Annotated in this window: 9 protein-coding genes; 7 read left to right on the top strand and 2 right to left on the bottom strand. The window is 70.8% G+C overall.

The genetic code is table 11. From position 1 onward, the window contains the following. Nucleotides 1-44: 44 nt before the first annotated feature. A complete protein-coding gene (locus HNR14_RS13615; protein WP_179701469.1) occupies nucleotides 45-2,561 on the top strand; it encodes an ATP-dependent helicase in 2,517 nt (838 codons plus the stop codon). Continuing rightward, nucleotides 2,558-3,589 (top strand): FUSC family protein, encoded by a 1,032-nt coding sequence (locus tag HNR14_RS13620; protein ID WP_343064487.1) that lies wholly within the window; start codon nucleotides 2,558-2,560, stop codon nucleotides 3,587-3,589. Before HNR14_RS13615 ends, HNR14_RS13620 begins: the two co-directional genes overlap by 4 nt. Here HNR14_RS13620 and HNR14_RS13625 read toward each other — a convergent pair. Both HNR14_RS13625 and HNR14_RS13630 read right to left on the bottom strand, forming a co-directional pair. Beyond that, nucleotides 3,586-4,422: an oxygenase MpaB family protein gene (locus tag HNR14_RS13625; protein WP_179701470.1), complete on the bottom strand. Its 837-nt coding sequence runs from the start codon at nucleotides 4,420-4,422 to the stop codon at nucleotides 3,586-3,588. The genes HNR14_RS13620 and HNR14_RS13625 overlap by 4 nt on opposite strands. A 48-nt stretch (nucleotides 4,423-4,470) precedes the next feature. Further along, entirely contained in the window at nucleotides 4,471-5,961 is a 1,491-nt protein-coding gene (locus HNR14_RS13630) for a hypothetical protein (protein ID WP_179701471.1), read from the bottom strand. Between the two features lie 243 nt (nucleotides 5,962-6,204). On the opposite strand from HNR14_RS13630, the gene sucC reads away from it, so the two are divergent. From sucC to HNR14_RS13655, 5 genes are all read left to right on the top strand, one after another. Further along, entirely contained in the window at nucleotides 6,205-7,368 is a 1,164-nt protein-coding gene (sucC, locus tag HNR14_RS13635) for an ADP-forming succinate--CoA ligase subunit beta (RefSeq protein ID WP_179701472.1), read from the top strand. Nucleotides 7,369-7,382: 14 nt separating this feature from the next. Continuing rightward, entirely contained in the window at nucleotides 7,383-8,270 is an 888-nt protein-coding gene (gene sucD, locus HNR14_RS13640; RefSeq protein WP_021759047.1) for a succinate--CoA ligase subunit alpha, read from the top strand. Between the two features lie 176 nt (nucleotides 8,271-8,446). After that, nucleotides 8,447-9,832, top strand: coding sequence for a hypothetical protein (locus HNR14_RS13645; RefSeq protein WP_179701473.1), 1,386 nt, complete (start codon nucleotides 8,447-8,449; stop codon nucleotides 9,830-9,832). Nucleotides 9,833-9,887: 55 nt separating this feature from the next. After that, complete coding sequence (locus HNR14_RS13650; protein WP_179701474.1) at nucleotides 9,888-11,129, top strand: cell division protein PerM; 1,242 nt, start codon at nucleotides 9,888-9,890, stop codon at nucleotides 11,127-11,129. Beyond that, nucleotides 11,126-12,448 carry a threonine/serine exporter family protein gene (locus tag HNR14_RS13655; RefSeq protein WP_179701475.1) on the top strand — a complete coding sequence of 441 codons (1,323 nt, stop codon included), beginning with the start codon at nucleotides 11,126-11,128 and terminating at the stop codon, nucleotides 12,446-12,448. The genes HNR14_RS13650 and HNR14_RS13655 overlap by 4 nt, the downstream gene beginning before the upstream one ends. Nucleotides 12,449-12,467: the final 19 nt, after the last annotated feature.

The raw sequence follows: 12,467 nt of genomic DNA on the forward strand, positions 1-12,467 counted from the left end.
GTCGGAGCCGGATGACAGTGGGGGCGGCTAAAATCGTTGGAGACATGACGAGCCTTCCCGACGCCCCCACCGGTACCACCTCTTCCGTGCCGATCATCCTCGACGGCTGGGAGGGCGACGACCGTTCCGGCGGCTCTCGCGACGGCGGCTCCGGAGGCTCGTTCGGCGGCGCGTCGTCGCCGAACGAGCGGCTGTTCGCCGGTCTCAACCCGCAGCAGCGGGAGGCCGCCGAGTACCGCGGCTCCGCCCTGCTCATCCTGGCCGGCGCCGGTTCGGGCAAGACGAGCGTGCTCACCCGCCGCATCGCCGGGCTGATCGAGAGCCGCGAGGCCTGGCCGAGCCAGATCCTCGCCATCACGTTCACCAACAAGGCGGCGAACGAGATGCGGGAGCGCGTCGAGGGGCTGCTCGGCGGCAAGGCGCAGGGGATGTGGATCTCGACGTTCCACTCCGCCTGCGTGCGCATCCTGCGCCGGGAGGCCGAGACCATCGGCAAGACGCAGAGCTTCACCATCTACGACTCCGGCGACTCCCGGGCGCTGCTGAAGCGGATCATCAAGGAGTTGTCCGCGGACACGCTCGGCTTCACGGTGGCGGGGGCGGCCGGCCGCATCTCCAAGCTCAAGAACGAGCTCACCGACATCGAGGCCTTCGCCCGCTCGGCCAACCTGAGCGACCCGCAGGAGGTGATGTTCCTCGAGATCTTCCGGCAGTACACGCGCGCGCTGCGCACGGCGAACGCCTTCGACTTCGACGACCTCATCGCCGAGACGGTGTTCCTGTTCCGCGCGTTCCCGAAGGTCGCCGCGCTGTACCAGCGACGCTTCCGCCACATCCTGGTCGACGAGTACCAGGACACGAACCACGCGCAGTACTCCCTCATCCGCGAGCTGACGATGCCGATCGCACCGGACATCGCGGACGAGCTGGAGGCGCAGGGGCACCACGTCGAGCGAATGCGCGACGCCGTCGGCGTGATCCCCGGCGCTTCGCTGACGGTCGTCGGCGACTCCGACCAGTCGATCTACGCCTTCCGCGGTGCGGACATCCGCAACATCGTGGAGTTCGAGCGCGACTTCCCGGGCGCGAAGGTGGTGCTGCTCGAGCAGAACTACCGCTCGACCCAGAACATCCTGAGCGCGGCGAACGCCGTGATCGCCAACAACTTCGACCGCAAGGACAAGAACCTCTGGACCGCCGTCGGCGACGGCGAGAAGATCGTCGGCTACACCGGCTACTCGGGGCACGACGAGGCGCAGTTCGTCGCGGACGAGATCGAGAAGCTGCACGGCGCGGGCATGGACTACAAGGACATCGCCGTCTTCTACCGCACCAACGCCCAGACGCGCGCGCTGGAGGAGATCTTCATCCGGTCGGCTCTGCCGTACAAGGTGATGGGCGGGACCAAGTTCTACGAGCGCGCGGAGATCAAGGACGCGATGGCGTACCTCGTGACCGTGGCCAACCCGCAGGACACGCTCGCTCTGCGCCGCATCCTGAACACGCCGAAGCGGGGCATCGGCCCGGCGACCGAGACGCAGCTCGCGAGCTACGCCGACGACAACGGGATGACATTCCGCGAGGCGATGCGCGACGCCGGCTCGCTGGGTCTCGGCCCCAAGGTGACCGCGGCCATCCTCCAGCTCTCGACGCTGCTCGACGAGGCGTCCGCGAAGACCGACCCGGAGAACCCGGCCGGCGTCTCCCCGGTCGCGGACGTGCTCACCTTCCTGCTGGACGGCAGCGGCCTGCTGGACGTGCTCCGCAACAGCCGCGACCCGCAGGACGAGGCCCGCGCCGAGAACGTCGAGGAGCTCGTGGCGGTGACGCGCGAGTTCGCGCGCAACAACCCGGACGGCACCCTCATCGACTTCCTCACCGAGGTGTCCCTGGTGGCTGCGGCGGACGACATCGACGACTCGAGCGGGTCGGTCTCGCTCATGACGCTGCACACGGCGAAGGGCCTCGAGTACGACGCCGTGTTCTTGACGGGCGTGGAGGAGGACCTCCTCCCGCACCGCATGTCGGCCAACGAGCCCGGCGGTCCCGCCGAGGAACGCCGTCTGTTCTACGTGGGCATCACGCGTGCCAAGAAGCGGCTGTTCCTCTCGCTGGCGATGACGCGAGCGCAGTTCGGCGAAACCGCGGTCGCCATGCCGAGTCGTTATCTGCAAGAGATCCCTTCCGATCTGGTGGAGTGGCGCCAGTCGCCTGGCTCGGCGAATGGACGCGGCGGCAGCCAGTCTCGGGCGCTCAACGCGCGCAAGCCCGGGCTGGGCTCCGGATCGGGCGGCGGCCGCTGGAACGAGAGCTTCACCTCCGGCGGGTTCTCGGCTCCCGAGCGTCCGAAGGCCGAATGGCCGAACCGTGTCACGGGGAAGGTCCGCGACAACGGCGACCTCGAGCTCGCTCCCGGCGACCGGATCACCCACGCCGACTTCGGCGAGGGGCGGGTCACGGCCGTCACCGGCGAGGGCGCCAAGCGCGTCGCGCACGTCCAGTTCGAGAAGGTGGGCGCGAAGAAGCTCCTCATCAAGATCGCGCCGATCGACAAGCTGTGAAGCCCGCCGGGCTCGCCTCGATGAGCGTCGAGGTCGGTTTCCGGGCGGCGGCCGCCGTCGCGGTCCCGCTGGTGATCCTGTGGTCGGTGGGGCGGCTGGATCTCGCCGCTTACGCGACGTTCGGCGCGTTCACGGCCCTGTACGGCCGCAACGAGCCGTACAGGTTGCGCATCCGGAGCGTGTCGGTGGCCGGCCTCGCTCTGCTCGCGAGCATCGCCCTCGGTGTGTGGCTGGCGGTGCTGGGCGAGCCGCTCGCCTTCCTGGCCGTCGCGCTCGTGGTGATCGTTGCCGGGGGCACGCTGCTCGTGACCGCGCTCCAGCTGCTGCCCTCCCAGCCGCTCTTCTTCGTGTTCTCCCTCCTCGTGTGCGCGAACGTCCCGACCACGGCGGCCGAGGCCTGGCCGCGGATCGGTCTCGCGGCACTGGTGGCCGTCTTCTCGTGGCTGCTGACGATGTCGGGGTGGCTCGTGCGCCGCGTGGCCGGCGATCGCGAATCCGTGCTGCTCAAGGAGCTGCGCAGGCGCCCCGTGGTCGACGGGACCGTTCTGCGCGACCCCCGCGTCTGGTTGACCGTCGCGCAGAACGTCGTCGGCGTCGTGATCGCGGGCGGCATCGCGTTGTCGTTCGGCTTCGGCCACGCGTACTGGGCGGTCGTCAGCCTCGTGGCGGTCATCCCGCCCGCGCGGGCCGCGCACTCGATCTCGCGATCGCTGCACCGGATCTTCGGGACGATCGCCGGCGTCGTGGTCACGGCGGCCCTGCTGTTCTGGTCCCCTCCCGCACTCGTCGTGATCCTGGTGATCGTCGTCTGCCAGTTCTTCGCGGAGATGCTCGTCGGCCGTCACTACGGCTCGGCCCTGGTCTTCATCACGCCGATGGCTTTGGCGGTCTCGCACCTCGCGACCCCGGCTCCCCTCGGCACCCTGGTCGGCGATCGCGTGCTCGAGACGGTGGTCGGAGCCGGGATCGGCATCGTCCTGGTGCTGCTCGCGCGCGGGATCGAACGAGCGCGCGGGCTCGCGGCCTAGCGCGCCCGGGCCCTGTCCTCCCGCACCATCCGCCGCACCCGTCTCAGGTAGGCGTCCCGCGGAGCGTGGCGCAGAGCCCGGGGCATCCGCGGGTACCACCACGCGAGCCGGCGCATCCAGCGCTCGTACCGCTGCCGGTGCTGCTCGCTCCACGGGAGCCGGTACAGCTCGCGCACGGGCTCCGGCAGCAGGCCGGCCGTCACCAGCCGGGCGTCGGGGAGCAGCAGGCGCACCCAGAGCGGGACGTTTCGCGGGTAGAGGATCTGGCCCGCCAGCTCCCGGGTGCTGTCGCTCACCGAGACCCGGCCGAGCATCTCCTCCCAGTACCCGTCGAACGCCTCGCGCGTAGGCGGCCAGCTCGACGGAGGCACTTGCAGGTTGGCGCCCAGCCGGGTGTACTCCTGGTAGACGCCCTCCTGCTCGGCGGGGGAGAGCGGGCCGAAGACGCGCTCGTGGAGATCCATCATCGTGCGGTAGAGCGTCGCCGCCACCCAGAGCTGCAGCTGCGGGTCGTAGGCGTTGTACGCCGGTGCGCTGCCAGCCGCGCGCGCCCGCACCGGGGCGTGCGCCCGGTTCACCCGGCGCCGCACGACGGCGAACTCCTCCGGCGTCGCGAACACGGCAGCGCACATGAAGGTCATGGTGGCGTGCAGGCGATCCATCGCCCGCTCGGCGAAGTCGCTGTGGTCGGCGACGCCCTGTCCCACGGCCGGCTCCGCCACCTGGAGCAGCAGCGCTCGCCCGCCGCCGACCAGCGGCAGCGCCTCGGCGGCGACCGTCCGCAGATCGACCGGTGGACGCGTCGTGCGCCGCTCTCGAGTTCGTCTGAGCACGCAGCCATCCTGCCCGGCCCGCCTGCGAGCGAGCGCAACGATTGCCGGTCACGCGCCGTGCCCCCGTCGAACGGCCAGGTGCGAGCGAGACGTCTGCCGCACGCGACCCGCACCGTGGAGCGCGACGAGTCCGAGTCCGACGGCGGCGATCCCGGCGGCGCCCCACCCGAGAGCAACCTCCGAGTCGGCGCCGGTCGCTGCGAGGACGGGGGTGGAGAGGGACACAGGAGCGGAGACGGGCAGGGCGCGGGTGATCTCCGATGCGACTCCGAACGGGGAACTCCACGGGAGCATCCGGAGGCCGCCGAGTTCCGGTGCGACCCGTTCCGGGTCGATCCGCTCGATCCAGACGTAGTATCCCGGCGCCGGCAGCTCGCAGGAGGGCGTCTCATAGTCGCCGACACCGTCGACGACGGTTTCGACCGTGCAGACGACCGGTGCGCCCTCCGGTGCGGACTCCGCGACCTGGATCGGTTGCGGGAACGGCCCCAGCAGGCTGCTCTCCACCACGGCCGCGACGGGCACGAAGCCCTCCTCCGACGCGTGCACGCCCCACGTGGGGAGGAGCCCGTCCGCGCTGTCGACCGAGACCCGCAGTCGGTCGGTGATCCGGTCGCCGACGGTCGCCTCCGGCGCGCTGGTGGTGGTCTCGACGGTCGGCCGGAAGGGGAGGGGAGATGGCCCGGACGTGCTGGCTCCGGCGCTCGCCGTCGTGCTCGCGGGCACGGCCATCAGGAGGGACTGAACGTGTTCTCCGTCGGGGACGGCGACACGCAACCCGGCTCCGTAGGGGAGCTGGTCGAGGGATGCCGTCGCCATCACGGCGACGCTCGCCTCCTGCACGTCGGGCACGATGGGGATGTCGCGCCCTGTCTCGACGGTCGCCGTGCTGCTGCCGTCGGAGAAGCGGGCTCCGTCGAGGGACACCACGGCCGCGTGGGCCGCGGCCGGAAGCAGCTCGCTGCCGGAGAGACGCTCGGCGGTGAGCTCGACCCGCAGGCGTCCGGGCCCGGTCTCGGCGAGCTCGACGACCGCCTCGGCCCGTACCGCGGTCGTCGCGAGCCGGGCCGACTCCTCCGCCATCGAGTGCGCCAGCGCCAGCACGGCACCGGCGTCCGCCCCGGCGCGCTGGGCGTAGCTCTCGGGGGAGTGGCCGTTCAGGCCGGAGACCATCCAGGTGGCGATCTGCCCTGCGGCAGCCGTCCGTCGGTCGTCGGTGCCGGCCCAGGTGCGGGAGATGTAGGCCAGGCGCGCAGCCTGCTCCGGGGAGAACCAGCCGAGGGCGTCCCCGTCGACGTATTCGAGCGAGTACCCGGTCGGACTGGTCTTGCCCGCGTTGAGGCAGAAGCCCTGCGCCCCGTCGTCGAGACGGTATGTGCCGAGCCACCACCCGTCGGACGACAGGTAGCCCGGCCCGTGCCCGGCCCCGCTGAGCGAGTGGGCGCTGGAGGCGGGAACCAGAGCCTGCAGGACGCCGAGGAAGACGGCGAGGCCGGTCAGGGCCGTGGCGGTCAGGAGGTGCGATATCCGGTGTGTCATGACCCCACCCTCGCCGGGCGGTGCGCCCGCGATCGTGGATCCGCCGAACCGGTGGAAAGAGCCTCCCGAGGCCGAGCTGGGGAGAACCCGACGCCTCCCGTTTACGGGACGCACAGTCGGACGCGATAAGGTTCTCACTGGCGAATTTATCTCGGCGTCGAGCTATTCTCTCGCGCCGACCGCCCGGCAGATGACAACCGGAATCGCTACAGCGAGCCCGGACCAGCAGCGGATTGGATAACCGTGGATCTATACGAGTACCAGGCCAGAGACCTGTTTGAGAAGTACGGGGTCCCGGTCCTTCCGGGCATCGTCGCGGACACCCCGGAGGAGGTGCGCGCAGCCTCGGAGAAGCTCGGCGGGGTGACTGTCGTGAAGGCACAGGTGAAGGTCGGCGGTCGCGGCAAGGCCGGCGGCGTCAAGGTCGCGAAGACCCCCGACGAGGCCGAGGCCGCTGCCCAGGCCATTCTGGGCCTGGACATCAAGGGCCACGTGGTCCGTCGCGTGATGGTCGCCGGTGGCGCCCGCATCGCACGCGAGTTCTACTTCTCGGTGCTCCTCGACCGGGCCAACCGCTCCTACCTGTCGCTCACCAGCGTCGAGGGCGGTATGGAGATCGAGCAGCTCGCCGTCGAGAAGCCGGAGGCGCTCGCCCGCATCGAGGTCGACCCGCGCGCCGGTCTCGACACCGCGAAGGCCACCGAGATCGCGAGGGCCGCCGGATTCCCGGACGAGCTCGTCGCGAAGGTCGCCGACGTGTTCGTGAAGCTGTACGCGGTCTACACCGGCGAGGACGCCACGCTCGTCGAGGTGAACCCCCTGGTCCTGACCGAGGAGGGCGACATCATCGCCCTCGACGGCAAGGTCTCGCTCGACGAGAACGCCTCCTTCCGCCACCCCGAGCACGAGGCGCTCGAGGACAAGGACGCGGCCGACCCGCTCGAGGCCAAGGCCAAGGCGTCGGACCTCAACTACGTCAAGCTCGACGGCGAGGTCGGCATCATCGGCAACGGCGCGGGTCTGGTCATGTCGACCCTCGACGTCGTCGCGTACGCCGGCGAGAAGCACAAGGGCGTCAAGCCCGCCAACTTCCTCGACATCGGCGGCGGCGCGTCCGCCGAGGTCATGGCGGCCGGTCTGGACGTCATCCTGAACGACCCGCAGGTCAAGAGCGTGTTCGTGAACGTCTTCGGCGGCATCACCGCCTGCGACGCGGTCGCGAACGGCATCGTCAAGGCCCTGGAGATCCTGGGCGACGAGGCCAACAAGCCGCTGGTCGTGCGTCTCGACGGCAACAACGTCGACGAGGGCCGCCGCATCCTCACCGAGGCGGACCACCCGCTGGTCACCCTCGCACTCACCATGGACGAAGGCGCCGACAAGGCCGCCGAGCTGGCTGCGAAGTAAGGGCGCGAATCAGAATGTCTATCTTCCTCAACAAGGACTCCAAGGTCATCGTCCAGGGCATCACCGGCGGCGAGGGCACCAAGCACACCGCGCTGATGCTGAAGGCGGGCACCAACGTGGTCGGCGGCGTGAACGCGCGCAAGGCGGGCACCACCGTCACCCACGGCGATGTCGAGCTGCCGGTCTTCGGCACCGTGGTCGAGGCGATCGAGAAGACCGGCGCCGACGTGTCGATCATCTTCGTGCCGCCGGCGTTCGCGAAGGACGCCATGGTCGAGGCCGTCGACGCCGAGATCCCGCTGCTGGTCGTCATCACCGAGGGCATCCCGGTGCAGGACGCCGCCGAGGCGTGGGCCTACGCCAAGGAGAAGGGCGGCAAGACCCGGATCATCGGCCCGAACTGCCCCGGCATCATCACCCCGGGCGAGTCGCTCGTCGGCATCACGCCGGCGACGATCACCGGCAAGGGCCCGATCGGCCTGGTCTCCAAGTCCGGCACGCTCACCTACCAGATGATGTACGAGCTGCGCGACCTGGGCTTCTCGACCGCCATCGGCATCGGCGGCGACCCGATCATCGGCACCACGCACATCGATGCGCTCGCCGCGTTCGAGGCCGACCCGGAGACGAAGGCGATCGTCATGATCGGCGAGATCGGCGGCGACGCCGAGGAGCGCGCGGCCGACTTCATCAAGGCGAACGTCACCAAGCCGGTCGTCGGCTACGTGGCGGGCTTCACCGCGCCCGAGGGCAAGACGATGGGCCACGCCGGCGCGATCGTCTCGGGCTCGGCCGGAACGGCCCAGGCCAAGAAGGAGGCCCTGGAGGCCGCGGGCGTGAAGGTCGGCAAGACCCCGTCCGAGACCGCCGACCTCCTGCGCGAGGTGTACGCCGCGCTGTAAGCGCACGGTGCACGGCTCGAACGAGCGACGGTAGAGGCCGGATCCCATCGGGGTCCGGCCTCTCCCGCGTCACGGGAGGGGCGAACGCGCCGCGAAACGCCCCTGACGCTCGGCGTGGGCCCGGCGCTACAGTGAGGGCGATCGGAGCTCGCATCCCTCCGGACGAAGGGGCCGTCATGCCGCGTACGACCAACGCCGAGCTGCTGCAGCGCATCGCAGCCCTCGAGGCCGAGAACGCCTCCCTCCGCGACAACCTCGGCGAGAACCCGACCGTCCCCCTCCCGGACACCGCCGACGCGGTTCCGCGCACGCACACCCGGAGCTGGGCCTGGACTCTGCTCGCCACGGTGCTGATCGTGATCGGGTCGCTGCTCGCACCGGTGGCGGTCGTCGCCTCCTGGGCCAAGGTCCAGCTGACCGACACGCAGAGCTTCGTCGACACGTTCGCCCCGCTGGCCGACGACCCCGCGGTGCAGGCGTACGTGACCGACGAGGCCGTGAAGGTCATCCAGGAGAACGTCGACATCCCGCAGATCACCTCCCAGGTCGTCGACGGCATCACCGATCTCGGCACCGGCCCCGTCGCGACCAAGGCGCTCGACGCGCTGAAGGGTCCGCTCGCGCAGGGCATCGTCTCGCTCATCCAGACGACGGTGGGCAACTTCGTGTCCTCCGACGCGTTCGCCCAGGTCTGGCAGGAGGCCCTGCGCACGACGCACACCCAGCTGGTCGCCACGATGCAGAACGACCCGAAGGCGGCGGTCGCGATCGGCGCCGACGGCTCGGTGGGCATCCAGCTCGCCCCGATCATCGACCGGGTGAAGCAGCTGCTGGTGGATCAGGGCCTCACGTTCGCGTCGCAGATCCCGACGATCGACCGCACGATCACCGTCGCGCAGAACTCGTCGATCCCGACCATCCAGCTGTTCTACGGCGTCGCGGTCGCGGCCGGCGCCTGGCTGCAGTGGATCGCGTTGGCCTTCCTCGTGCTCGGCGTGGTCGTGGCGCGTCGCCGGGCTCTCGCACTCGTCTGGGCCGCTGTCGGCCTCGCACTGTCGATGGTGGTGGTCGTGGCCGGGATCGGCATCGGCCGCCTGGTCTTCATCGGCTCGGTGTCGCCCTCCCTGCTTCCGTCGAAGGTGGCCGACACGGTGTTCCGCACGGTGACGACGGCGATGCAGGACACGGGGGTCGCCGTGCTCGTCCTCGCCATCGTGGTCGCGGTGGTGGGCTGGTACTCCGGCCCGTTCGCCGTGCCGCGCAAGCTGCGGGGATTCTTCGGCTCGGGCGTGACCTGGGTGCGGGAGGCGGCCGAACGGCACGGCATCAGCACGGGCAGGACCGGCGAGTGGATCTACGCCCAGCGCGCGCTCCTGCGTGCGGTCGTCGCCCTGATCGCTGCGGCCCTGGTGCTCTTCGTGCGCCCGCTCACCACTCCGCTGATCATCTGGACGCTCGTGCTGGCCGCACTCGTCATCGCGATCCTCGAACTCGTCCAGCGCCCGGTCATCACGGTGCCGGAGAACGCGGGCGACGACACCCCGGTCATGACCGTCTCCTGACGGCCGAAGTGTCGCGGGCGGGGCGTGGCCCGCGGCCGGTAGGCTCCATCCGGTCATGACTCGCACAACCGTCTCCCTGCTCGCCGCGCTGGAGGCGGTCATCGTGGCCGCGATCGGTCTCGCGATCGCCCTCGTCCCGCTGACGATCCTCTGGGCCGTCCAGTACCAGCTCGGCGCCGACTGGATCGTGGTCTGGCGGGCGGCCGCGGACATCTGGCTCGTCGGTCACGGCGCCAACCTGACGGTGACGCTCGATGCGCAGACCGTGGCGACGCTCGGGCTGCCCGGCGCCGGCACGCCCTTCCAGGTGACCATCGCGCTGCTCGGATTCGCCGTGCTGACCGCGGGTCTCGGCGTGCGCACCGGGTCGCGGGCCGCGGAGACGCCCTTCCGTCTCGCCGGAGCGCTCAGCGCGCTGGCTGCCTTCGCCGCGATCGCAACGCTGGTGACGCTGACGGCGGGAAGCGAGGTGGCGCGCCCGTCGGTGTGGCAGGGGATCGTGCTCCCGCCCTTCGTCTATGCGGTCGGGATTGCGGCGGGCTTCGGTTTCGCAGCGCTGCGCTCCTCCCGGGTCGCAGTGGACGGCGAGGCGGAGGCCGTCGCCCCTCCTCGGGCGCTCGTCGCCGTGCGGGACCGGCTGGCGACCATCCCCGAGAGCATCCGGTCGGGGGCCTTCGCCGCCCTGCGCGCCGGTTCGGCGGCCACGGCGATCGTCATCGGCGGAGCGGCGCTGATCGTCGCGCTCCTGATCTTCGGCAACTACGGCACGATCATCACCATGTACGAGCAGCTCCAGGCGGGGGCGCTCGGCGGGCTCGCCCTCACGCTCGGTCAGCTGGCGTTCCTCCCCAACCTGGTGATCTGGATGGCGTCCTGGCTCGTCGGCCCCGGGTTCGCGATCGGGACGGGCTCGTCGGTGAGCCCCCTCGGCACGGAGCTGGGTCCGCTGCCGGCCCTCCCGCTCTTCGGCGTCATCCCTCCGGGCGGCTTCGCCTTCGGACTCGTCGGCGTCGTGGTGCCGCTTCTCGCCGGGTTCCTCGCCGCCGTCCTGCTGCGCTCCCGCCCCTGGCTGCGACTGCCCGACGGGACGCTCCCGCTCTTCCTGACCGCGGTCGGGATCGGTATCGTTGCGGGCATCGAGCTCGGACTGCTGGCCTGGTGGTCCTCCGGTGCGCTCGGCCCCGGCCGGTTGCACGACGTGGGGCCGAACCCGTGGCTGGTCGGTGCGATCGCGACGGTGGAGGTCGCCGTCGCGGCGGTCATCGGGCTGCTGGCGGGAGGGCGGGCGCGCAGATGAGCTCCTGGCTGCCGCGGTTCCACCTCCCGAAGGTCACACTCCGCCGGCGGTCGATCGAGGCGGAGCAGATCGTCGAGACGCCGTCAGCCCAGTTGCAGGAGTTCCTGGTGCTGCTCGGCAGCGCGTTGCTCGCCATCGGCACGGCAGCGACGGACATCCAGCACACCCTCACCCGCGTCGCGATCGCCCTCGGCTCGCGCAAGGCCAGCCTCATCGTCTTCCCGACCCTGATCTTCGTCGGGATGCCGGGGGAGTCGCAGACCCGGTTCGAGGTGGCGATGCCGACCGGTGGGGAGGTGCGGTTCGATCGGGCCGCGCAGATCTATAGCATCGTCGACCTCGCACTCGCCGGAAAGATCTCCGCCGCCGACGGATCGACGGCCGTGCGCGCCGTCATCGCGACGAAGCCGCGCTTCAACCGCGTCGTCCGCGTCCTCGGCCACGGCGTCGCGGCGGCGGGCGTCGCCCTGGTGCTGCTCGGGGCCGAGACCACCAGCATGCTGTACGCGCTGGTGCTCGGCATGCTCGTCGGCGCGGCCAAGCTGCTGGTGCGGCCGGGAACGTATGCGGCCATCCTCCTGCCCGTGGCCACCGCGTTCCTCCTGGCCCTCCTCGTTTTCGCGCTGGGCAAGACCGTCGTCATCGGGGAGCCGCTGCAGGTGCTCATCCCGCCCCTGGTGACGCTGCTTCCGGGAGCGCTGCTGACGACGGGCATCCAGGAGCTCGCGGCGGGCGACATGGTCGCCGGGGCGAGCCGTCTGGTCTCGGGGATCGCGCAGCTCGGCTTCCTGGCCATCGGCATCCTCGCCGCGCTGACCATCACCGGCGTGCCGGCCTCGGCCGCGCTGCTGAGCACGCAGCCCCCGCTCGGCGCCTTCCAGCCGTGGGTCGGCGTCCTGCTCTTCTCGGTGGGCATCTTCTTCTATTACTGCGGCCCGCGCCGATCGCTGTACTTCCTCACGTTCGTGCTGCTCGTCGCCTACGGCGGGCAGGTGGTGGGCGCCCTGCTCATGGGCAACGTGTTCAGCGGCTTCTTCGGAGCGTTCGCGCTGACCGTCGTCGCCTACCTGGTGCAGTCCGTGCCCGGGGCGCCGCCGGCCGTCGTCTGCTTCCTGCCCGCGTTCTGGCTGCTGGTGCCGGGGGCCACCGGCCTGATCCGCCTCACGCAGAGCGCCACCGGGGTCGACTTCGATGCCAGCAGCGTGCCGAACCTCCTCGGCTCGATCGTCTCGATCGCGCTGGGGGTCCTGGTCGGGACGGCCCTGTTCCGCCAGATCTACACGATCGCGCCCGCCCGCTGGAAGCTCCGGCTGGTCTGAGCGCCCGGGCTGGTCCGCC

The organism is Leifsonia naganoensis, from assembly GCF_013410615.1.
Taxonomy (GTDB): domain Bacteria; phylum Actinomycetota; class Actinomycetes; order Actinomycetales; family Microbacteriaceae; genus Leifsonia; species Leifsonia aquatica.

Bases quoted from the DNA above. Each gene is read 5' to 3' on its own strand.
- HNR14_RS13615 (WP_179701469.1), top strand. From the start codon at position 45: ATGACGAGCCTTCCCGACGCCCCCACCGGTACCACCTCTTCCGTGCCG.
- HNR14_RS13630 (WP_179701471.1), bottom strand. From the start codon at position 5,961: ATGACACACCGGATATCGCACCTCCTGACCGCCACGGCCCTGACCGGC.
- sucD (WP_021759047.1), top strand. From the start codon at position 7,383: ATGTCTATCTTCCTCAACAAGGACTCCAAGGTCATCGTCCAGGGCATC.
- HNR14_RS13645 (WP_179701473.1), top strand. From the start codon at position 8,447: ATGCCGCGTACGACCAACGCCGAGCTGCTGCAGCGCATCGCAGCCCTC.
- HNR14_RS13650 (WP_179701474.1), top strand. From the start codon at position 9,888: ATGACTCGCACAACCGTCTCCCTGCTCGCCGCGCTGGAGGCGGTCATC.
- HNR14_RS13655 (WP_179701475.1), top strand. From the start codon at position 11,126: ATGAGCTCCTGGCTGCCGCGGTTCCACCTCCCGAAGGTCACACTCCGC.